The organism is Lysinibacillus sp. YS11, from assembly GCF_002896375.1.
GTDB lineage: Bacteria > Bacillota > Bacilli > Bacillales_A > Planococcaceae > Lysinibacillus > Lysinibacillus capsici.
Map to the genome: position 1 here is coordinate 826,057 of NZ_CP026007.1, position 21,673 is coordinate 847,729.

22 protein-coding genes are annotated in these 21,673 nt (G+C 37.0%); 18 read left to right on the top strand and 4 right to left on the bottom strand.

The window, feature by feature from the left end; all coding sequences use genetic code 11:
- Positions 1-61: 61 nt before the first annotated feature.
- Positions 62-679: a CPBP family intramembrane glutamic endopeptidase gene (locus LBYS11_RS03775; protein WP_004224581.1), complete on the bottom strand. Its 618-nt coding sequence runs from the start codon at positions 677-679 to the stop codon at positions 62-64.
- Between the two features lie 79 nt (positions 680-758).
- The gene (locus LBYS11_RS03780; RefSeq protein WP_004224583.1) at positions 759-947 is read right to left on the bottom strand and encodes a YkvS family protein; all 189 of its coding nucleotides are present in this window, start codon (positions 945-947) and stop codon (positions 759-761) included.
- Positions 948-1,070: 123 nt separating this feature from the next.
- Here LBYS11_RS03780 and LBYS11_RS03785 point away from each other — a divergent pair, with 123 nt between their 5' ends.
- From LBYS11_RS03785 to LBYS11_RS03795, 3 genes are all read left to right on the top strand, one after another.
- Positions 1,071-1,259 carry a hypothetical protein gene (locus tag LBYS11_RS03785; RefSeq protein WP_048391995.1) on the top strand — a complete coding sequence of 63 codons (189 nt, stop codon included), beginning with the start codon at positions 1,071-1,073 and terminating at the stop codon, positions 1,257-1,259.
- Between the two features lie 92 nt (positions 1,260-1,351).
- Positions 1,352-1,528 (top strand): aspartyl-phosphate phosphatase Spo0E family protein, encoded by a 177-nt coding sequence (locus LBYS11_RS03790; protein WP_004224595.1) that lies wholly within the window; start codon positions 1,352-1,354, stop codon positions 1,526-1,528.
- Positions 1,529-1,827: 299 nt separating this feature from the next.
- Positions 1,828-2,694, top strand: a complete 867-nt coding sequence (locus tag LBYS11_RS03795) for an NAD(P)-dependent oxidoreductase (RefSeq protein ID WP_048391994.1) — start codon at positions 1,828-1,830, stop codon at positions 2,692-2,694.
- A gap of 68 nt (positions 2,695-2,762) precedes the next feature.
- On the opposite strand, the gene LBYS11_RS03800 is transcribed toward LBYS11_RS03795, so the two are convergent.
- Positions 2,763-3,155 carry a DoxX family protein gene (locus tag LBYS11_RS03800; protein WP_048391993.1) on the bottom strand — a complete coding sequence of 131 codons (393 nt, stop codon included), beginning with the start codon at positions 3,153-3,155 and terminating at the stop codon, positions 2,763-2,765.
- Between the two features lie 156 nt (positions 3,156-3,311).
- Between LBYS11_RS03800 and LBYS11_RS03805 the strand changes: the two genes are divergently transcribed.
- The 6 genes from LBYS11_RS03805 to LBYS11_RS03830 all read left to right on the top strand — a co-directional run bounded on the left by LBYS11_RS03805 (position 3,312) and on the right by LBYS11_RS03830 (position 12,027).
- Positions 3,312-3,632 carry a winged helix-turn-helix transcriptional regulator gene (locus LBYS11_RS03805; protein WP_048391992.1) on the top strand — a complete coding sequence of 107 codons (321 nt, stop codon included), beginning with the start codon at positions 3,312-3,314 and terminating at the stop codon, positions 3,630-3,632.
- Between the two features lie 202 nt (positions 3,633-3,834).
- Positions 3,835-5,157: an MFS transporter gene (locus LBYS11_RS03810; RefSeq protein ID WP_054549808.1), complete on the top strand. Its 1,323-nt coding sequence runs from the start codon at positions 3,835-3,837 to the stop codon at positions 5,155-5,157.
- Between the two features lie 65 nt (positions 5,158-5,222).
- Positions 5,223-6,125, top strand: coding sequence for a chemotaxis protein (locus tag LBYS11_RS03815; protein WP_048391990.1), 903 nt, complete (start codon positions 5,223-5,225; stop codon positions 6,123-6,125).
- Positions 6,126-6,290: 165 nt separating this feature from the next.
- Positions 6,291-7,838, top strand: coding sequence for a Ppx/GppA family phosphatase (locus tag LBYS11_RS03820; RefSeq protein ID WP_048391989.1), 1,548 nt, complete (start codon positions 6,291-6,293; stop codon positions 7,836-7,838).
- A complete protein-coding gene (locus LBYS11_RS03825) occupies positions 7,835-9,991 on the top strand; it encodes an RNA degradosome polyphosphate kinase (RefSeq protein ID WP_103117509.1) in 2,157 nt (718 codons plus the stop codon). The genes LBYS11_RS03820 and LBYS11_RS03825 overlap by 4 nt, the downstream gene beginning before the upstream one ends.
- 29 nt (positions 9,992-10,020) lie before the next feature.
- Positions 10,021-12,027, top strand: coding sequence for a GGDEF and EAL domain-containing protein (locus tag LBYS11_RS03830; protein ID WP_103117510.1), 2,007 nt, complete (start codon positions 10,021-10,023; stop codon positions 12,025-12,027).
- Positions 12,028-12,073: 46 nt separating this feature from the next.
- Here LBYS11_RS03830 and LBYS11_RS03835 read toward each other — a convergent pair whose 3' ends face one another.
- Positions 12,074-12,685 (bottom strand): TetR/AcrR family transcriptional regulator, encoded by a 612-nt coding sequence (locus LBYS11_RS03835; RefSeq protein ID WP_103117511.1) that lies wholly within the window; start codon positions 12,683-12,685, stop codon positions 12,074-12,076.
- A 235-nt stretch (positions 12,686-12,920) separates the two neighbouring features.
- Here LBYS11_RS03835 and LBYS11_RS03840 point away from each other — a divergent pair, with 235 nt between their 5' ends.
- The 9 genes from LBYS11_RS03840 to LBYS11_RS03880 all read left to right on the top strand — a co-directional run bounded on the left by LBYS11_RS03840 (position 12,921) and on the right by LBYS11_RS03880 (position 21,519).
- Positions 12,921-13,814 carry an NAD(P)-dependent oxidoreductase gene (locus tag LBYS11_RS03840; RefSeq protein ID WP_103117512.1) on the top strand — a complete coding sequence of 298 codons (894 nt, stop codon included), beginning with the start codon at positions 12,921-12,923 and terminating at the stop codon, positions 13,812-13,814.
- Positions 13,815-13,829: 15 nt separating this feature from the next.
- Positions 13,830-15,350, top strand: a complete 1,521-nt coding sequence (locus LBYS11_RS03845) for a CoA-acylating methylmalonate-semialdehyde dehydrogenase (protein ID WP_103117513.1) — start codon at positions 13,830-13,832, stop codon at positions 15,348-15,350.
- A 62-nt stretch (positions 15,351-15,412) separates the two neighbouring features.
- Positions 15,413-16,729, top strand: coding sequence for a GntP family permease (locus tag LBYS11_RS03850; RefSeq protein ID WP_054549811.1), 1,317 nt, complete (start codon positions 15,413-15,415; stop codon positions 16,727-16,729).
- Between the two features lie 12 nt (positions 16,730-16,741).
- Entirely contained in the window at positions 16,742-17,503 is a 762-nt protein-coding gene (locus tag LBYS11_RS03855) for a 3-hydroxybutyrate dehydrogenase (RefSeq protein WP_103117514.1), read from the top strand.
- A 15-nt stretch (positions 17,504-17,518) separates the two neighbouring features.
- Entirely contained in the window at positions 17,519-18,703 is a 1,185-nt protein-coding gene (locus LBYS11_RS03860; protein WP_103117515.1) for an iron-containing alcohol dehydrogenase, read from the top strand.
- A gap of 151 nt (positions 18,704-18,854) precedes the next feature.
- Complete coding sequence (gene fadH / locus LBYS11_RS03865; protein WP_103117516.1) at positions 18,855-19,622, top strand: 2,4-dienoyl-CoA reductase; 768 nt, start codon at positions 18,855-18,857, stop codon at positions 19,620-19,622.
- Between the two features lie 63 nt (positions 19,623-19,685).
- Entirely contained in the window at positions 19,686-19,925 is a 240-nt protein-coding gene (locus tag LBYS11_RS03870) for a hypothetical protein (RefSeq protein WP_048391979.1), read from the top strand.
- Between the two features lie 197 nt (positions 19,926-20,122).
- Positions 20,123-20,563: a cyclic-di-AMP-binding protein CbpB gene (cbpB, locus tag LBYS11_RS03875; RefSeq protein WP_004224640.1), complete on the top strand. Its 441-nt coding sequence runs from the start codon at positions 20,123-20,125 to the stop codon at positions 20,561-20,563.
- Positions 20,564-20,631: 68 nt separating this feature from the next.
- Complete coding sequence (locus tag LBYS11_RS03880; protein ID WP_048391978.1) at positions 20,632-21,519, top strand: transcriptional regulator CcpC; 888 nt, start codon at positions 20,632-20,634, stop codon at positions 21,517-21,519.
- The last annotated feature ends 154 nt before the right edge of the window (positions 21,520-21,673 follow it).

Consider the following 21,673-nt stretch of genomic DNA (forward strand, 5'->3'; position numbering starts at 1 on the left):
AAAAAACCCTCCTTTTCTAAATTAAACGTTAGTAAAGATAAAATGTTTCCAAATATTAATGTTATGATGTTAACGGCAACACTAAAAATAATAATAGTACAAAAACGACATGAGCTACAATAACAAGTGGCATACTTTTACGCCATTCATATAAGAAGCCCCAAATAATGCTTGTTACCAATGCAGCAATGACACCAAGCATAAATCCGCTAAGGGCAATTGATACAGCACATAATACTGCGGTAACTATGACAGCCAGCGGTGGGCGCATAAAACGTTTTAACTGTTGTTGGATATAACCACGCCAAAATAATTCTTCACCTATGGCAACGATAAATACAAGTAAAACATAGTGCCAAATATTTTGTGGTCCGTAGCTTGCTAAAAATTTTTGAACGGATTGTACTAAGTTATTATTAATATATGGAGCGAGCCAGTAACCAAAGCGAATAATACCATATGTGATGGTACCGTATCCAATACCAAAGAGTAAAAATTGCCAAGTAGGTAATTGATCTTCAATGGAGCCAGCTAAGATGGCAATGGCAATACATACTAGTAGAGTGAATGCATACATGTACCAAAATACAGCTTGATTAGCAAAGGTAAAAGCAAGCATACCATAAACGAATAATAAAGAAAGGAGAAATAGTATTGTTTGTTTCGAATTTGTTAGCATATTCGACCTCCATACCTTAATCTTATCAAAAAAATAGTCCCTTATCATCTATTAAGACAAATAGGGACTATTCAGACTATTAAGCTTCATTAGTATATAAAATTTTATATCGTTTATGATTGACGACCGTTTTTTCTTCAATTTCAAGGGAATCAAAATTCTCCATATATGTTAAGTTAACGATCACCGAATTTTCATTTACCTTTTCTACAATACCTTGGAGACCATTTTTAAACTCGATAATATTTCCAACTTCAGCTATTTTCACAGACAGTCAGCTCCTTCATCGACTAATAATATACAGTTTGCATGAAAAATTGGTAAACGTAAAGCTTTTTTTAAATAATTCATAATTTATTACACAAATGAGGCAAAGAGAGGAATAAAGTTCATGGAAAAATACGAAAATATGCTTAAACAATTACAAAATGGGGAAAGAGAAAGTATTGAAATTCAAAAGGAAGAATTTTACGAATTTCGTGAAATTCTTGTAAAACACCCATTATTTAAACATTATAGAGGTGAGGCCAAGCAAAATGGGCGAATTATCTATACTTATACTGAAACACCTAGAAGTTAATTTGTCGAACATTGTCGTAAGTTAATGCTGTAAGAAATGAAATATAAATGTATAATAATGGTATGATTATTTGTGTGTGGAGGGTTGTATGAATGGTCAATCTACTCTTGAAACAAATGGAACAAACTCGTGAGATGATGATTCGCTCAGGTGTAGAAAACGGGTTACAAAATGCAAAAACCATTCAACTGAGTCGCAGATTAGATCAGTTAATGAATACTTATTATAGACAGATGGCATTTGAAGAAGAAAAAGATCAAGAAGACTAAAAAAGATTGTTCCAGTATTCAGAGTAAAAAACATTTTAACATATATGTTTAAAATGCATTTCAATGGGGAATAACTTACTATGAACACAGCAACATTCTCATTTCCCCCTTTAGAGCAGTGATCCCCCAATCACTTGCTCTCTTTTTTTGCTTATTCGGTATATATGCCCTACATATAAATTTTAGTACAAGTTATGGGAAGAGTTTGAATTATTTCATTCCTTCACCTAAACTGAAAAGATATAGAGTTGGACTCTCACGGAGAGTACAGAAATTCTAGAACAAAGGAGCATGTACATATGACAAAGAAACGTATTGCATTTATTGGAACTGGAGTAATGGGTGCTAGTATTATTAAGCATTTACTAAAAAATGGTCATGAAGTAACCGTCTATACTCGTACGCAAGAAAAAGCAGAGCCTCTTGTTGCCTTAGGGGCGTCATGGGCAAGCTCACCTGCTGAAGCATTTAAAAATCATGAAATTGCCTTTACAATGGTTGGCTATCCTTCAGATGTAGAGGAAGTATATTTTGGGGAAAATGGCCTCTTCCAAACAGCAGAACAAGGCAATATTGTCATTGATATGACGACTTCAGAGCCATCTTTAGCAAAGAAAATTTATATGTATGCTCAATCCATCGGTGTAGAGGCTTTAGACGCCCCTGTTTCAGGTGGGGATATTGGTGCTCAAAATGGCACTTTGTCTATCATGATTGGTGGCGATCAGGTCACATACGACAAGGTATTGCCAATTATGAAGCAATTTGGAGAAAATATAATTTATCAGGGTGAAGCAGGAGCTGGGCAGCATGCAAAGATGTGCAATCAAATTGTTATTGCCTCTGGTATGATTGGCGTGTGTGAATCACTAGCTTATGGACTAAAGGCAGGATTAGATTTACCTACCGTATTACAATCGATCTCTTCAGGTGCAGCAGGTTCATGGTCTTTAAGCAATTTAGCCCCACGTATGATAAAAGAAGATTTTGCACCAGGCTTTTATATTAAACATTTTGTAAAGGATATGAAAATAGCTTTAGACGAGTCAAACAAAATGGGCATAACATTACCAGGACTTGCATTAGCCTATGAAATGTATGAGAAATTAATCGCAGCAGGCTATGGTGATAATGGTACACAAGCACTCTTAAAGTATTATAAATAATTCGCGATGGGATTCTGAATAGGAAACCTGAAGGCTCCTTAAATGGGAGACCTTCAGGTTTTTTTGTTTTACTCTTTCCCGAAAAGTTGAGAATCCAGTGAGAAGCTGGATGCGCCTGCGAGAGTAAAGTAAAGAGCTATTGCACCTAAAGCTAAATCTAATTCATAACCAGCCAATCCATCTGCCCCGATAAAGCCGATGCTAAGTTTTGCTGTAAAGATCGCCACAATCATTGTAATGGTTAATAAAGCACCAAATATTCTTGTTGCTAAACCTAAAATAATTGCAATTCCACCAACTAATTCAATAATTGCCACGATATACGCCATAAATCCTGGTATACCTAGGCTATCAAAGAAGTCAGCTGTATAGCTAATACCACCTTGAAATTTTTGAAAACCATGCACTGCAAAAATAACGCCTAGAACGATACGTAAAATTGTTGAACCAATATTTTGCATAATAAAGTAACTCCTTATCTTTTTTGCTTACAATTCGTAACTTAGTTTATTTTTAAAAACAACTTTTGTCAAGTAACTTAATGTATTTTTAGAACAGGTTTTTTAAAAAGTGATATACTGTTAAATAGGAACTAATATACAAAGGGGGGAAGTCATTTGGATCAAAAAAATATTTGTCCACGATTTGAAAAAGCACTCATGATATTAAATCATCGTTGGAATACACTACTTATTTATCAGCTATTAAATGGTCCGCAAAGGTATTCGACCATTAAAAATCAGTTGAATATTAGTAGTCGTGTATTAACAGAACGTTTAAAGGAGTTAGAGACTGAGCAAATAGTGCTACGTACAGTAATTCCATCAACACCAGTTGTCATTGAGTATGAACTTACGGAAAAGGGTTATGCTATTGCACCTGTGCTAAAAGCGATTGAGCAATGGTCCTCTGAATGGGTAACCATAGATATAGAATGATAAAAAGGTATTCAAGCGAGGGGCTTGAATACCTTTTTGGTTTTACACAGAAAATAAGCGTTCAATTATCGACCATTTGGCAGTTATTTTTCAGTGAATTTACTGTTATATTGTAAATAATATTAATTTTCTTTAAAAAAAGGTATTTTTTATTTCAGAGAGAAATTAATTGTTTATTATAGAGAATGGAGAGGAGGGTTTTATGAAGAAGAGTACAGCTATAGACGTACAACATCGAAGTCAATTAGCCATTTATTTATCATTACCGATACTTTCATGGGCATTTTATGATTTTGCGAATACAATTTTTTCTTCAAATATAAATACAATATTTTTTCCCTTTTACATGGATGAGGTTTTAGGAACAAATGAAGTCATGCAACAAGTTGCAAGCACCTTTATATCTTATGCAAATGCCATTGCAAGCTTGTTGCTCGTTATCTTTTCACCCCTTTTCGGTGTGTGGATTGATAACACAGGTTATAAAAAGAGATTTATTGTATGGTTTGCATCCATATCTATTCTATTTACATTTATGATGGGAATATTTGCTAATGTACAAACCACTGTCAATTACTCTGGTGTGCCTCTTAGTTTATTTTTGGTAGTTGCAAGTTTTGTCATAGCAAAATTTTTCTTTAATTCAAGTTTAGTATTTTACGATTCTATGATGGGTGATCTAGGGACAAAAGAAGAGATGCCACTCATTTCAGGGTATGGTGTTGCAATCGGGTATCTTGGTACACTTTTTGGATTACTTGTTTACTTGTATGTTGGTAACAGCGATTTTCATCGAGCGTTTATCCCAACAGCCATTCTGTATCTACTCTTTTCATTGCCATTATTCTTAATTAATAAAGATACACCGATCCCAAAGTCCCAACGAAAGTCCTTAAAGTTTTTAGATGGTTATAAAGAAATCATTCAAACATTTAAAGATATGAAGCAATATAAAGCAATCTTTACCTTTATGATTGCTTATTTCTTTCTAAATGATGCCATTGCTACAACGATTGCTATGATGGCTGTTTATGCGACAACGATTGTTGGCTTTAGTTCTGGACAATTTATCGTACTTTATTTGGTCTCTACTGTCTCAACAATCATTGGGTCACTTGCCTTTGGGTATATTACGAAATCAATAGGCGCTAAACGTGCCATTACAATTGTTGCACTTATTATGATTGTTGCTTTGGTATTCGCTGTTTTTGCTTCAGCACAATGGATGTTCTGGCTTGCTGGTAGTCTATTTGGTATATCACTTGGCTCAATGTGGGTGACATCTCGGACATATATTATTGAATTATCACCGAACGAAAAACGTGGACAATTTTTTGGGTTGTTTGCTTTTTCAGGTAAAGTATCCTCCATTATTGGTCCAGCTATATATGGAACTGTTACATTATGGATGAAGGATTATGGTACTATTGCTAGTCGTGTAGCATTATCAACGTTGATCGTTATGACTGTCGTTGGTCTATTGGTACATCTAAAAGTTAATGATAAAAATGGAAATAGCAAGTAGGAGAAATGTATTGCCTATGATACAATTGAATTATAAACAGATGTAGAGAAAGGAGCGGGGTTGCATTGGAACATAAAGGAATATTATTAGAAAGTGGCACAAATGAGCTAGAGATTGTTGAATTTGAAGTAGCAAACAATAAGTTTGGCATCAATGTTATTAAAGTAAAAGAAATTATTCAACCGATCCCAGTAACGTTTATCCCACACGCGCACCCGCATGTAGAAGGAATCATTCAATTACGAGGTGAGGTATTACCTGTTGTAGATATGCTACGAGTATTAGGAATTCAAGGTGCTGAGCGTAATCCACAACAAAAATATATTGTCGCAGAATTTAATAAACAACGTGTCGTTTTCCATGTAGATAATGTAACACAAATTCATCGTATTTCTTGGAATCAAATCGAAAAGCCTTCAGATATGTATCAAGGGGGTACATCACAAGTAATTGGTGTGATTAAACAGAATGAGCAAATGATTCTATTACTAGATTTCGAAAGAATTATGGTGGATATCAATCCTGCATCAGGAATTAGTGTGGAATCTGTTAAAAAGCTCGGTAAACGTGAGCGATCTGGAAAGCGAATTTTAATTGCAGAAGATTCACCGTTATTACGTAAATTACTGTTTGATACTATGAGTGAAGCTGGTTATGACAATGTTGAATTCTTTGAAAATGGCCGCGATGCTTATGAATACTTAGAGGGAATTGCAAAGAGTGGTAGTGATATAGCAGAGCATATTCAATTGGTGGTAACGGATATTGAAATGCCACAAATGGATGGCCATCATTTAACACGAAAAATCAAAGAGCATCCCGATCTTCAAAAGCTTCCTGTTATCATTTTTTCAAGTCTAATTACAGATGACCTTCGTCATAAAGGTGATCAAGTAGGGGCTGAGGATCAAATAAGTAAGCCAGAAATTGCAGAGCTCATTTTACGTGTTGACCAACTTATTCTGTAATCACCATGGCTTACATGATACTTCTCAATTTTAATAATGGGTATCCTGCAAGTATAAATAAATGAAAGTAAAGTCGGATGCCTTAATTAAGAGGGTCCGATTTTTTTGTATATGTCCAAATATTATGAACAAAATAAATGGTAGATGCTTGAAGGATGTGATTATTTGAATGAATTAAAAACAGCTATTATTGATATCGGCTCCAATACTATACGATTAGTATTATATCAATATGATAATGAAGAGGGACTTCGTGAGCTTGGAAATATTAAGACGGTAGCACGTTTGCGTACATATTTACAGCCCTCAGGAGAGATGTCTGATGAAGGTATTCAAGTGTTATCAGAAACTTTATTAACATTTAAAGCCATGCTTGAGGATTTTGAAGTAACAGATGTAAAAGCTGCTGCGACTGCGGCTATTCGACAAGCCACTAATCGAGACAAAATTATAGAGGAAATGAAAGAACGGACTGGTATCCAAATAGAGCTTTTATCAGAAGAGGAAGAGGCCTATTTTGGCTACGTTGCTGTTGCTTATTCCATGGGTACGAAATCGGCCGTAACAATCGATATCGGTGGTGGTAGTACCGAAATTACGCTGTTTGAAAATAAAGAAATTCAGCAATCACATAGTTTCCCTTTTGGGACAGTTTCTTTAAAGCAACGTTTTGTAAAAGGTGACATTATCAATAGTAGTGAGAAAAAAGAGCTTCTTGCCTTTGTCAAAGAGCAGTTCCAAACACTCCCTTGGATAAAAAATGTTGCTCTACCTATTATCGCAATTGGTGGTAGTGCGCGTAATATTGCTCAAATACATCAACAAAAGCATGATTATCCTATTGCCAGCGTACATGGTTATGAAATGACAAAGGAAAATTTGGATGATTTAAGCTTATTTTTAGGGCAATTAAGCTTTCAGGAATTGAAACAATTGGATGGTCTCTCATCTGACCGTGCTGATATCATTGTTCCTGCATTAGAGGTATTTAGAGTGTTGATGGAGGTAGTTGGTAGTGAGACCTTCCAACTGACAAAGCGAGGTTTACGTGAGGGACTCATTATTCAACGGATTTTGCAAACAGATACAAAGGCGTTTGATAAATATAATGTATTTGAAGGAAATGCTAGAAGATTAGCACGTCAGTATGGTCGGAGTGAAGTGGAAGTAGATTATTTAATGCATTTAGCAGACCAATTGTATCGTGAATGTTGTCATTTAGGCTACTTGCAATATCATCCAGAAGATTTGCATTTATTAGCAAAAGCGGCGAAGGTTTTTAATATAGGAGAGTATATCGAATTAAGCTCTTCAAGCCAACATACTTTTTATTTAATTGCGAATCAATCCATTGATGGTTTAAATCATTTAGAACGAGTAAAACTAGCACTTCTTGCCTCCTATAAAAATAAAGATTATTTCGAACGATTTGCTGCCCCATTTGCTACATGGATGAGTCGGGAGGAACATCGTAAAATAAGAGATTTCGGAGCGTTATTAAAATTTGTCTATGCATTAAATGTTTCAAAACGCAATATAGTACATGCTATTGAAATGCACACCGAAGAAGATCATGTTCAGCTTAATATTTATGTAAAAAAGAATGCTGCGGCTGAAAAGTATCAAGCCAATCGACATAGAAAGCATTTAGAACGTGCATTAAAAATCCCAATGAAGATCAATTTTATTGAAGAAGGGTGGAACAATGGATGACAACTGAAGTAACGAAAAACGAGCTACATGGGGAAGAGTTCTCCGAAAACTACAATCTATTGTTAGAGGAAATTGCAAAGCCTCAATATTATAATAATCGTGAATTAAGCTGGCTTGCCTTTAATGAACGCGTGCTAGAGGAAGCAGAGGATATTAATAATCCTCTGCTCGAGCGTTTAAAATTTTTAGCTATATTTAGTTCCAATCTAGATGAATTTTTTATGGTTCGTGTTGCAGGCTTACAGGACCAGGTACGTGCTGGTTTTCATAAGCCCGAAAACAAATCTGGCTTAACGCCGAAGGAACAGTTGGCCAAAATAGCAGAACGCACACAAGCATTAGTGCGTCGACAAACTGAGGTGTATAGACATTTAATCTATGATTTACTACCTCAACATAATGTACATATTGCGGACATGAAAGATTTAAATAGCAAGCAAAAATCATTTATCAATGAAATGTTTGCAGAAACTATCTTCCCTGTTTTAACCCCTGTTGCAGTGGATGCATATCGTCCTTTCCCAACTTTGCTTGGTAAAACTTTGAATTTACTAGTGCTGTTAGAGCAGGATGAGTCAGATCTTGAAAGTCGTGAAAAAGTGGCGATTGTCCAAGTTCCATCTGTGTTAGATCGCTATATAAAAGTACCGTCCGAAGAAGGTAAGACAGTTGTAGTTTTATTGGAGGATGTGATAGTAGCGCATATTGAAAAGCTGTTTTATGGCTATAGCGTAAAATCAGCACAAGCCTTCCGCTTAACAAGAAATGCAGATTTAACTATCCATGAAGAAGGGGCTCGAGATCTTCTCGTGGAGATCGAAAAAGAGCTGAAAAAGCGAAAGTGGGGAGTAGGAAGCCGTTTAGAAGTTCGAGTTGGAGAAATGAACGAGGAAGTGCTGCAATACTTACTAGATGAATTCGAAATAGAAGAATCGGATGTATTCCATATTGATGGTCCTTTGGATTTAACGTTTATGTTCTCTTTTGTGAAAGGTATTTCAGTAGGTCGTGAGCATTTAGAATATGAAAGCTTTATCCCACAGCCACCTTTAGATTTACAGTCTGACGAAAATATTTTTGAAAAAGGACTTCAACAGGATATATTTTTCCATCATCCATATGAATCTTTTGCCCCTATTGTTGATTTTATTTCTGAGGCCGCTGTCAACCCGAATGTGTTGGCTATAAAACAGACATTATATCGAGTAAGCGGAAATTCACCGATTATTCAAGCGTTAAAGCTTGCCGCTGAAAATGGTAAACAAGTAACGGTATTAGTGGAGCTAAAGGCTCGCTTCGATGAAGAAAACAATGTGCACTGGGCAAAACAATTAGAACAAGCAGGTTGTCTTGTGATCTATGGGATGAATAATTTAAAAACGCACTCAAAAATCACGCTAGTCGTAAGTCGTCGTAACGGCAAAATTGAACGTTTTGTCCATTTGGGTACAGGAAATTATAATGATGCAACTGCAAAAATTTATACGGATATGGGCATAATAACGACAGATAAAGAGTTTGGCATTGATGCGACAAATTTCTTTAACTACTTAAGTGGCTATACAGAAAAGCCTACCTTTAATCATTTAGTCGTTGCACCATTTGATATACGCGATGAGTTTATTCGGTTAATGGATGAGGAAATTGCCTGTCATAAAAAATATGGAAATGGTTTTATTCGTGCAAAAATGAATTCATTGACAGACAAAGATTTAATGATGAAGCTTTATGAGGCATCGATTGCGGGTGTAAAGGTCGAGCTTATTATTCGTGGTATATGCTGTATTAGACCAGGAATCCCAGGTATTAGTGAGAACATTACTGTAACAAGTATTGTTGGTCGTTTCCTTGAACATTCTCGTATTTATTGGTTCCATCATAATGGGGAAAATAAAGTATATTTATCCTCTGCAGATATGATGACACGCAATATGATTAAACGTGTAGAAATTTTATTCCCTGTATATGCAAGTGAAGCAAAAACTCGTATTATTGACATAATGAATGCACAATTAATGGATACTGCCAAAGCCCGTATTCAAGACTCTAATGGTAAGTATCATTATAAAGAGTTTGATCGTAGCGAAGATCCATTAAATAGCCAGGAAATTTTCTTGAAGGATGCATTAAAGCCTACGCTAGACGAAGAATAGAGCAAACACGCTACTTAGTGAGGGATAGAATGAAAAAATGTAGAGAAAATGTAGCGCCATTTGCAGAATATCAACAGCTCATGCAACTGAATCCATTTGATGCAATCATTTGTTTGAGACAAGTTGATAAGACAGTGTTTGAGGTCGTTGAATTTAATGAAAAGCTATCGTCAATGATTGAGCTGGAGGATATAACAGCCAAAAACGCTGAGAACTTTTTTACTAAGCAATGCTGGCTGCAATTGTCGGGATTTCTAATTCAAGAAATCAATAAACAGCATACTCTAAAATTAGGTAACGGTCTTCAAGAGAAAACATTTATGCTTCATGTTCAGCACTTTTCTGAATCAATAGTTGCCATTATTCTTCGAGCGACACAATTTGAAGAAAATCCCTATTTACAGTTCATTGAACAACATATAAGTCCAGTGTTAACGACAGATTTACAAGGTCGAATAATTCATCAAAATATTGCTGCTACTGCTACACTATCGAGAGAGCAGCACAGTCTAATTGGACTAGATATTTTTTCATTACTCGAAAGTAAATATCTCAATGAGTTTAAACTATTATTTACCAAAACAATCGAAGGTTCAGCGTTTGGCATGCCTAAATGCTTATTGAAAGGTGATTTACTAAGCAAAGAGCCCTTTTATTTAAGAACGCATCCAACCTATTATAATGGAGAAGTTGTGGGTGTCCACCTATTTGTTAAAGATGCTAATTCATTTATGAATGATCATGAAGCATTCTATTACCTAGCACTAATGGATGAATTAACAGGTATTTGGAATCGAAAAGCTTTTAAGGAGCATTGGCTACAGCATTTAAATGATAAAAAGCAAGAGCATAAGCAAGCCGCTCTTATTTTAGTTGACATTGACCGTTTTAAAAAGTTTAATGAATCCCTTGGCGAGAGCAAGGGAGATGATTTGATGCGTATGTTTAGTCATAGGTTACGGGAGCTTTGCTACTCAAAGTGTTCGCTATATCGATATAATAGTGATGAGTTTATTTTTGTGCTAAAAGATGCAACCATCCAAAAAATTGAACGAACTGCAAACTTGATTATGGACGTATTAAAACAGCCATTTATGATAGATGGACAGGAATATTTTATTAGCGTATCGATTGGGATTTCACTTAGCCCAGCAGATGGTAAAGATATCGAGACACTTGTACGGAAAGCAGATAAAGCTTTATTTTCTGTTAAAGAACATGGTCGTTCACATTATCGCTACTACCGTGAAGATATGACGGCCATTTTTCCAAACGAAGCATTAATGGAGGCACATTTACGTCGAGCAATTGAATTTAATGAGCTAAGTCTTCATCTACAACCGCAAATGGATTTAGCAAATAATAGCATCAATAGCTTTGAAGCATTATTACGATGGAATAACCGTAAATTTGGTTTTGTATCACCAGCGCAATTTATTCCTATTGCGGAAGCCTCAGGGTTGATTATTGAAATCGGTGATTGGATTATTGATGAGGTATGTCGTTACCAAAAAGAATGGCAATCGAAAGGATATCGTCCTGTACGGATTGCAGTCAATATATCCCCAAAACAGTTTAGAAAAGAAAATTTTGCCCGAAAAATTAAAACAACTTTAAAGAAATATGGTGTACCGCCTGAATTATTAGAAGTAGAAATTACCGAAAGTTCCATGACAAATGTACATGAAACATTTTCGATTCTTACAGAACTGAAGCAATTAGGTGTTTATGTGTCTGTGGATGACTTTGGGACAGGCTATTCCTCATTAAGTTATCTCAAGCGTTATCCGATTGATATTATTAAAATTGATCAGTCATTTATTGCAGATATAGCGAAGGATGACAAAAATGAAGCCATCATAAAAGCCATTATTTCGATGTCTCATAATTTAGGATTAGAGGTCATTGCTGAGGGAATTGAAGAACCAATACAAGTTGATTTTCTCAAACGCCATCGTTGTCAAAAAGGGCAAGGCTATTTGTATAATAAACCATTACCAGTTGAAACGATTGTACAACAATATTTTGTAAGCTAGAAAACGGGTAGCACTTTCATCACAAAATAGATGAAGTGCTACTTTTTTATTTGCCGTATTTAAGACCGTTTAAGACAATTGCTGTGAATTGCGCCATTTCAGAGGCTAGGTCAAAGTCTTCACTATGTATCAACCAATCATAGACATTCGCACGCATACAGCGCTGAATAAGTGTTTGTATGGTAGCAGCAGAAACATCTTGTCTAAATTCCCCATGTTGAATTCCTTCCTCGATATATGTATTCATTATCTGAAAAATCTTACGTTGTGGATTGATTAAATAATGATCCTGTTCTACTTGGTTTGTCATAGCAGCCGTATATACTGTACGTAATAAATCCTTTCCCACAATATTGGTTAAATATCTCATTTGCTCTTGATACACTAAGAGTATTTTTTCACTTGCTGGTAATGTGGGATCAATATTTTTTTCAACTGTACGATAAAAATTATCAAGCTCCTTAAATTTTTCTAAAATAACATCATATTTAGATGGGAAATGTGTATAAAATGTACCCTTTGAAACATTACATGCCTTTGTAATTTGTTCAACAGAAACATGTTCATAACCATGCTTGTTAAATAAATCTAAAGAAGTTTTCAATAATTTTTCACGTGTTTCTAATGCCTTTTTCTGTCTGCTTGTGAGTGTTTCCATTGGTAGCTAATACCTCCTATATTAAATATTGTAAAATATCTTTTGTAAAAAATATTCTGAAAATATTAATTTTTTAATTGACGAGATGGATTTCGATTGATTATGATTTAAATGACCGAAGTCAATGACTGCGGTCAATGATGTTATCTCGTTACTAATGTTACTTTAAAAAATGAAAGTTGGCTAGTATATCATCAAGTTTTCTGTTGTATTTTCAAGGAATGGGGAGGTCACAATGAAGAAAAAATTGGGTTTTATTGGCTTAGGGAATATGGGTTTACCGATGGCTATTAACTTATTAAGAGCAGATTATCAGGTATATGGTTTCGATACGAATGCGGAAGCAATGGAACAATTCGCAGCAGCAGGTGGTTTCGGCCTTGAGACAGCTATGGATATTGCGAAAAAATGTGATGTTATTATGACAAGTTTGCCTACCCCTCAGGTTGTAGAATTGGTTTATCAATCAGAGCAAGGAATTTTACAACATGCAAAGAAAGGGTGCCTGCTGATTGATTTTAGTACTGTTAATCCCGAATTGAATGATACGTTACATACAGAAGCTATAGCTTTGGGATTACGTTATTTGGGAGCGCCTGTCAGTGGGGGTGTCATAGGGGCTATCAATGCGACATTAACTATTATGGTTGGTGGTGGCACAGATGATTATATAAGTGCTAGCGAAATATTCAGAATAGTCGGTAAAAATATTTATCATTTAGGCACATCTTCAAGTATAGGAACGCGAATTAAATTACTCAATAACTTAATGATTGGCTTTTACACAGAGGCAGTCGCTGAAACGATTGTACTTGGCGAAAAAATGGGTATTCAGGCAGACACGCTCTATGAAGTATTAAATAATAGTTATGGACAAAGCCGTATTTATGAACGTAATTATTTGGAATATATGAAAAATGATAATTATGAGCCGGGCTTTTCGACAAGTCTACTATTAAAAGATTTGAAGTTAGCTAAGGAAATGGCGGATGAAGCAGGCGTATCGCTGCGAATCGGCGAAAAGTTAGTGGATCTTTATAGTGAAATTGCTCAGCAGGGCTATGGAGAAAAAGATATGTCTGCAGCTTATTTAAGTTTAAAAGAAAAATGTAAACTAGAACAATTTTAAGAGGAGGAAATGGATATGACAACGACACAAGAGGTTAAAACATTAACACATTTTATTGGTGGCAAATTGGTTGAAGGAAAAAGTGGCCGATTCGGTTCGGTATTTAACCCAACAACAGGTGAAGTCATTGCTAAGGTACCCCTTGCAACAGTAGAGGAAACACAAGATGCAATCGAGCAAGCTCAAGCAGCATTTCCGGCTTGGCGTGATACATCAGTGGCTAAGCGTGCAGAAATTGTATTAAAGTTCCGTAACCTTATCACTGAAAATATGGAAGAGCTATTACAAATCATTTGTACTGAAAGCGGTAAAACGATTGAAGATGCCAAAGGTGAGATTACACGAGGACTTGAATCTGTTGACTTAGCCATTGGTGCGCCACATTTAATGAAAGGAGAATACTCCGTAAATGTTGGAGGTCAAATAAATGCTTATTCTGCAAAATATCCATTAGGGGTTGTGGCAGCAATTTCTCCATTTAATTTCCCCATCATGGTGCCTCTAGCACAAACGAGTATGGCCATTGCTGTAGGAAATGCGGTTATTTTAAAGGCATCTGAGCGTGTGCCAATGACTTCATTATATGTTAGTGAGCTTTGGAAGAAGGCGGGATTGCCTGATGGTATTTGGACAGTAATCAATGGTGATAAAGATGCGGTCAATGAACTTTTAGAAAACCCAGCTGTGCAAGCGATTTCATTTGTTGGATCAACACCAGTAGCTAAATATATTTATGAAACAGGATCAAAGTACGGTAAACGTGTCACGGCTCTTGGTGGTGGTAAAAACAATATGGTCGTGATGCCAGATGCGGATCTTGAACAGGTTGCTAATGCCTTTATTGGTGCAGCTTATGGAGCAGCATCCCAACGTTGCATGGCAATATCTACTATCATGCCTGTAGGAAAGGATACTGCTGATCGCCTAGTGGATATTCTTAAGGAAAAAATTTCCAATCTGAAAGTAGGCCCATATACAAACCCTGATTCAGATTTTGGCCCTGTTATTTCTCAGCAATCAAAAGAAGCAATTCTTACTGCAATTGATCGAGGGGAAGCCGAAGGAGCTTCAGTAATTTGTGACGGACGAGAACTTGATATTGTCAAAGAGTCTAAAGGGTTTTATGTAGGGCCTACATTATTAGATCATGTAAAGCCAGGCATGGAAGTTTACGAGCAAGAAATATTTGGTCCAGCTCGCAATGTTGTTCGTGTAGATTCCTTAGAGGAAGCTATTACACTTATCAATAAGCATGAGCTAGGTAATGGTGTCACAATCTTTACGAATGATGGATTAGCAGCTCGAAAATTTACAACAGAAATTGATGTTGGCATGGTTGGTGTCAATGTACCAATTCCAATTCCTGTTGGCTACCATAACTTTGCAGGCTTTAAAGGATCTCGTTTTGGTGAGGGGCATATGTTTGGCCCAGATCAAGCACGATTCTTTACAAAAACTAAGACAATTTCAGAGCGTTGGATGGCTGGCAATGCCTCCTCAGCATCCACGTTTGCATTCCCAAGCAATAACGACTAATAAAACCTGGAGCTGTAGAGTTATACAGCTCTTTTCTAAAAAAGGGGATGGGTGGGGTGTAAATGTTAGAGTATATTGGTCTTTTTGGTAGTTTAGCATTATTAGTTTATTTAACAATGAAGGGTGTAAATCTACTTATTTCAGCACCGTTAACTGCGTTGTTAGCAGCCTTAACAAACGGTCTTGCATTTTTTCCTCAAACAGCTGATAAAGATCAGGCCAACTTTCTAACGAGCTATATGGATGGGTTCACAGGATTTGTTGGTTCATGGTATTTAATGTTCATGGCGGGCGCCATTTTCGGCAAAGTCATGGAGGATACAGGCGCTGCAGATAGTGTCTCTAAATGGATTGTAGAAAAAATAGGGGTGAAATATGCCACATATGCTGTAGTTTTAGCTGCAGCAGTACTCACATATGGTGGTGTTTCAGTTTTTATCGTAGCCTTTTCAGTTTATCCAATGGCTATTAGTTTATTTAAACAAGCGAACTTTCCACGACGTTTTATTCCTGCTGCACTGGGCCTAGGTTCTGTCACATTTACGATGACATCAGCAGGCTCACCTGAGATTCAAAATTGGATACCAATTCCATATCTTGGTACAACTCCATATGCAGGTTGGCAAGTTAGTATTGTCGTGGCTATTTTTATGGCTGTTGGTGGCTCGCTTTGGCTGAATTGGATGATTAAACGCGCTGTTAACAATGGGGAAATTTTCATTGAGCGCTCCACCGATCCAGTAGCTGATGAAACAAGAAAGCTTCCGAGTCCCCTTTTGAGTCTCATACCATTATTAGTTGTTTTAGTCATTTCTTATATTTTCCATGATTCACTTGGAACCTCTGCTTTAATTGTAGCCTTAACTAGTGGCTGTATCGTTGCTTATTTAGTGAGTTACAAATATGCAAAGTCAGTTGGCGCAACATTAGCAGCAGGTGCAATGGGTGCTATTATTGCCATTGCAAATACGGCGGCTGTTGTCGGCTTTGGCGGAGTAGTAAAAGCAACACCATCCTTTGTTGCAACTGTTGATGTAATGACCAATATCCCTGGCAGTCCGCTGATTGGAGGAGCCTTAGCAATTGCGGTTATTGCTGGTTTAACAGGTTCAGCATCAGGGGGACAAACAATTGCTATGCCCTTACTAGCACCGCATTATATCGAGATGGGTGTAGATACAGAGGCGTTGCATCGGACAATTGCTATAGCATCTGGTTCCCTAGATTCATTGCCGCACGGAGGATATGTTGTGACAACCATCAATTCAGTATGTAATGAAAAGCATAAGGATGCATATATGCCATTTGGAGCTTTGACGGTTATTATCCCTATCATAGGTACAATACTTGCAATCATATTATTCTCATTAGGGATGTAGGAGGGATGAAGTATGCGAGGAAAAACGGTTTTTATTACAGGGGCAGCTCGTGGTATTGGTCTTGCTATGGCACAAGCATTTGCTGAGCAAGGGGCTAATGTTGTGATATCAGATAAAAATGAACAGCTTCTTGAGGAAGCCGTCGCACAATACCCCTCTTTAACTTCCTATATATGTGATGTGACAGAAGAACAAGCCATAAGAGAAGCCATTGATTTTACGATTAATAAATTCTCAACATTAGATATTTTAATCAATAATGCAGGATTTCAACATGTGTCGCTTATTGAGGATTTTAAGACAGAAATTTTTGAGTCAATGCAAAAAGTGATGGTCGTTGCTCCCTTTGTGGCGATGAAGTATGCGTTACCACATATGAAGAAAAATCAATTTGGTCGTATTATCAATATGGCCTCCATCAATGGCGTCATTGGGTTTGCTGGGAAGGCAGGATATAATGCAGCAAAGCATGGTGTGATTGGGCTTACTAAGGTAACGGCACTAGAGGTGGCGACAGAGGGAATTACGGTAAATGCTATTTGTCCAGGGTATGTTGACACGGAATTAGTACGTAATCAGTTTATGGACTTAGCACAGACACGGGGAATTCAAGTGGAAGAAGTTCTTGAACAAGTGTTATATCCACTTGTACCGCAAAAACGTTTACTTGATGTCTCTGAAATTACAGGACTTGCTTTATATTTAGCAAGTGATGTAGCAAAGGGGTTAACCGGCCAGGCCATTCTATTAGATGGTGGCTATACAGCTCAATAGCTTAGGAGGGAAAATATGATTCAAACAAAAACCATCTTTACTGTCCATTCACCAGGAACGATTGTATATGGTCGAGATTCATTTGAAGAAGTAGGAGAGTATGCGAAAAAACTAGGTTCAAAGGCATTAATTGTTAGTGATCCAATTATGGACAGTTTAGGCTTTATCAAGAAATGCCATACACTGTTAAAGACCCAAGGGATAGACGTCGTTTCATATATAGGGGTGACAACTGAGCCAGATGATACGTATGTAGCAGAGGGATTGCAGCTTTTGCAGAAAGAAAACTGTGATGTCATTATTTCTGTTGGTGGTGGTAGCTGTATTGATACGGCGAAGGCGATTGCAGTAGTGGCTACAAATGGCGGCTACATAGGAGATTATATGAAAATGGCAAAGGTTGCAGCTGAAGCACCAATTCCACACATTGCGATACCAACAACAGCAGGTACAGGCTCTGAAGCAACAGATGCCACTGTTATTACCAATACAAAAAGTGATGTGAAAATGATGATTAAGCAACCAGCTTTTATGCCCACTATAGCGATTGTTGATCCTATTTTAACCATTACCTCACCTCCAGCAATTACCGCAGCAACTGGAATAGATGCATTGAGCCATGCCATTGAGAGCTATTTATCGCGTTTAGCTCATCCTTATTCGAATGTGCTCGCCTTATCTGCTATGGAATTAATTGTGAATAACATCATAAGGGTTTATGAACATGGAGATGATGTTGATGCTAGGGAAGCGATGTCATTGGGTTCGATGCAGGCAGGGCTGTCATTTTCTAATGCTTCTGTTGCCCTTGTACATGGAATGTCCCGTCCGATTGGGGCACTTTTCCACGTACCGCATGGCATCTCCAATGCGATGCTTTTACCAGCTGTACTAGATTATTCAAAAGACGCTTGTATAGATCGATTGGCAGATTTAGGACAATTTTTTAATAAAACAAAAGAACGTCTATCGCAAGAGGAACTTGCTCAGCTTGCTATTACGTCCATTAAAGATATGTGTAAGTATATGAAAATTGGCAATTTAAAGCAGTGGGGAATCGAGGAGCATGCTTATTATCAGGCCATTCCTAAAATGGCTGAGGATGCACTTGCAAGTGGGAGTCCTGGTAACAATCCGAAGATACCAACTTTAGAAGAGTTAATGGAGCTATATAAAATTGCCTATACGTATGAGTTTTAATGATATTGGAGAGCTATTCATTGAATGAATGGCTCTTTTATATTTTTTCAGAAAATAAACTCGCATTCTATAGAATTAATATGACATATTCGAGAATATATAGTAAACTTTTAGTGAATCACCATTCATTTTTAACAAAGGGGGAAATGGAATGTTGCAAGGGAAGATGATTATTATTACGGGTGGATCAAGTGGCATGGGGCTGTATATGGCAAAGCAGTTCGTAACTGAGGGAGCTAATGTTGTTATAACAGGTCGTAACGAAGAACGATTAGCAGAGGCAAAGAAATTTATAGCGGAGGCTGGTCCCTCTATTGAGACATTCCAAATGGATGTACGTGTACCTGAGCATGCTGAGGCTATGCTCGAATTTGCTATTGAAAAATTTGGTCAAGTGGATGGGCTTGTGAATAATGCAGCGGGTAACTTTATTGTACGTGCAGAGGATTTATCACCGAATGGCTGGAAGGCTGTCGTAGATATTGTATTAAATGGTACATTCTATTGCTCTTCAGCAGTAGGCAAGTATTGGATTGAGAATAAGATCAAAGGGTCTATATTAAATATGGTAGCGACGTATGCTTGGAATGCAGGAGCAGGTGTGATCCATTCAGCTGCAGCAAAAGCAGGGGTACTATCATTGACGAGAACGCTAGCTGTTGAGTGGGGGAAACAGTATGGGATTCGGGTTAATGCTATTGCACCAGGTCCGATCGAGCGTACTGGTGGAGCCGATAAGCTTTGGGAATCAGAAGCAGCGGCAGCTCGTACACTAGATTCTGTTCCACTAGGCCGTATAGGAACACCAGAAGAAATTGCTGATTTAGCTACATTTATGATGTCTAACAAAGCAAGTTATATGAATGGAGAATGTGTAACTTTGGATGGTGGGCAGTGGCTCAATCAATATCCATTCTAAAAATCTTTGCATAACGAATAGCTGGGTTGACGCATACTAAGGGTAAAGAAAGGAGTTTTGCCGATGGGTATGTGGTTAATACCAGCAATTATTGCCATTGTGATCATTTCTGCTATTTCGTTTGTTTATACGTTAAAAATAGCTAAAATGACTTCTGAACGGAAATCTGAAAATGATACCCCTATTTCAGAAACAGTTGAAGAATATGCAACGATGTTGAACCCAATTGTTTGGGTCTATGCAATTTTTTTGCTTTTTTTAGGGATCATGATTTTTTACTACTGGAGTAAGGCGGGCTATTAGTTAAGAACCATCTTCATTCGGTCACGAAAAACTTGACTGGATGAAGATATTCTAAGTTTTTGCTGTAAAGGCTAAAATAATTCATTGTTCATGAAAAACTCTTCTCGGCCTGGTCATGGTCATACATAGAAAAGTTGTGATATGATGAAAGGGAAGGACTGTTCTACACAGTGAGGACAGAAAAGGAGAAGAAGTTCATGATTTCAACTAACAGCAAAGACTTATTAGCAATGCCAATTAGTGATTTTATCATTTCCTCTGAAAAAGTTGCGCATGTACAAAGTGGAAATAGTGCGGAACATGCACTCCTTGTACTAACACGTACAGGGTACTCGTCCATACCTGTATTAGATTTGAAATATCGACTTCAAGGTTTACTTAGCATGAAAATGATTACCGAATCGATTCTTGGACTTGAGCATATTGAATATGAAAAGCTACCTGATATTAAGGTTGACTCTATTATGGAAAAAGAGATCGCTGTATTGAAGCTGACGGATACTTTCCAGCGTGCTTTGGATTTAGTTATTAACCACGCCTTTTTATGTGTAGTGGACGAAGATGGTACATTCGCAGGGATATTAACAAGACGTGTTATTTTAAAGCAATTGAAAAAATATATTTATCAAAAAGAGTAGTAGCTTAAGAGGGAACTCAGATGAAAATCATGAGGCCCTCTTTGCTTGTATTGGAGGTTTACAGATTGATGGCAACAGAGGCAGAAATTTTAAAAATCTTAGCTGAAGAACGCAATATGCGGAAAGCAGCAGAACGTCTATTTTTATCCCAACCAGCCCTTTCACAACGATTGCAAACGATTGAGAAAGACTGGGGTGCACAATTATTTATTCGTTCACAAAAAGGTTTAACAGCAACACCTGCTGGTGAACAAGTTATTGCTTATGCAAAGGAAATGCTAGCCAAAAAGGAAGAAATATTTGAAACGATTCAATCCTTAACGACAAAGGTAAACGGGACATTGAAAATTGCTTGTGCTTCCATTGTTGGTCAGAACTGGCTACCAAAAATCTTGAAGGAGTTTGTGTCAAAATATCCAGAGGCTAAAATATCACTGATGACGGGCTGGAGTTCTGAAATTGTGAAGGCTCTTTACGAGGGCGAGGCCCATGTAGGCATTGTACGAGGCCAAGTTGACTGGAAAGGAGAAAAGATCCACCTTTTCAGAGATACTCTTTATTTAGTGGACAAAGAGGTTAAAACAATTGAAGATGTGTTAAAGACAGACCGTCCATTTATTCAATATAAGAGTGATTCCAACTATTATCAAGAAATTCAGCAATGGTGGCAGCAGCATTTTGCCTCGAATCCAAGAAAACAAATTTTAGTGGATCAAATTGAAATTTGCAAGCAAATGGCATTAAATGGTATCGGTTATGCGATCTTGCCTTCTATTACGTTAAATGACCACGATGCCATTCACAAAATCCCTCTATCAAATGATGAAAAAGAGTTTGGTCTTACACGCGATACTTGGCTAATTGGTTATGAATCCTCTTTTGAATTAAGACAAGTAGAGGCGTTTGTGGAAGTAGTGCAGGATCATGCACGGTGTTTGTTTGATTATACTAAATAGAAAATCAGGCAGCTCCAGGTTGTTTTGGAGTTGCCTTTTTGCATTGTAGAATTCTTAAGAGTTTATGAATATTAATGAAGATAACATAAGAAATGGAACAAAATGCAATATAAATCGTATAATTATGTAACCATCTATTTACATAAAAAGGGGT

Excerpts from the sequence above, each read along its gene's own strand:
- LBYS11_RS03775 (WP_004224581.1), bottom strand. The coding sequence starts at position 679 with ATGCTAACAAATTCGAAACAAACAATACTATTTCTCCTTTCTTTATTA.
- LBYS11_RS03785 (WP_048391995.1), top strand. The coding sequence starts at position 1,071 with ATGGAAAAATACGAAAATATGCTTAAACAATTACAAAATGGGGAAAGA.
- LBYS11_RS03790 (WP_004224595.1), top strand. The coding sequence starts at position 1,352 with ATGGTCAATCTACTCTTGAAACAAATGGAACAAACTCGTGAGATGATG.
- LBYS11_RS03795 (WP_048391994.1), top strand. The coding sequence starts at position 1,828 with ATGACAAAGAAACGTATTGCATTTATTGGAACTGGAGTAATGGGTGCT.
- LBYS11_RS03800 (WP_048391993.1), bottom strand. The coding sequence starts at position 3,155 with ATGCAAAATATTGGTTCAACAATTTTACGTATCGTTCTAGGCGTTATT.
- LBYS11_RS03810 (WP_054549808.1), top strand. The coding sequence starts at position 3,835 with ATGAAGAAGAGTACAGCTATAGACGTACAACATCGAAGTCAATTAGCC.
- LBYS11_RS03825 (WP_103117509.1), top strand. The coding sequence starts at position 7,835 with ATGACAACTGAAGTAACGAAAAACGAGCTACATGGGGAAGAGTTCTCC.
- LBYS11_RS03830 (WP_103117510.1), top strand. The coding sequence starts at position 10,021 with ATGAAAAAATGTAGAGAAAATGTAGCGCCATTTGCAGAATATCAACAG.
- LBYS11_RS03835 (WP_103117511.1), bottom strand. The coding sequence starts at position 12,685 with ATGGAAACACTCACAAGCAGACAGAAAAAGGCATTAGAAACACGTGAA.
- LBYS11_RS03840 (WP_103117512.1), top strand. The coding sequence starts at position 12,921 with ATGAAGAAAAAATTGGGTTTTATTGGCTTAGGGAATATGGGTTTACCG.
- LBYS11_RS03845 (WP_103117513.1), top strand. The coding sequence starts at position 13,830 with ATGACAACGACACAAGAGGTTAAAACATTAACACATTTTATTGGTGGC.
- LBYS11_RS03850 (WP_054549811.1), top strand. The coding sequence starts at position 15,413 with ATGTTAGAGTATATTGGTCTTTTTGGTAGTTTAGCATTATTAGTTTAT.
- LBYS11_RS03855 (WP_103117514.1), top strand. The coding sequence starts at position 16,742 with ATGCGAGGAAAAACGGTTTTTATTACAGGGGCAGCTCGTGGTATTGGT.
- LBYS11_RS03860 (WP_103117515.1), top strand. The coding sequence starts at position 17,519 with ATGATTCAAACAAAAACCATCTTTACTGTCCATTCACCAGGAACGATT.
- fadH (WP_103117516.1), top strand. The coding sequence starts at position 18,855 with ATGTTGCAAGGGAAGATGATTATTATTACGGGTGGATCAAGTGGCATG.
- LBYS11_RS03870 (WP_048391979.1), top strand. The coding sequence starts at position 19,686 with ATGGGTATGTGGTTAATACCAGCAATTATTGCCATTGTGATCATTTCT.
- cbpB (WP_004224640.1), top strand. The coding sequence starts at position 20,123 with ATGATTTCAACTAACAGCAAAGACTTATTAGCAATGCCAATTAGTGAT.
- LBYS11_RS03880 (WP_048391978.1), top strand. The coding sequence starts at position 20,632 with ATGGCAACAGAGGCAGAAATTTTAAAAATCTTAGCTGAAGAACGCAAT.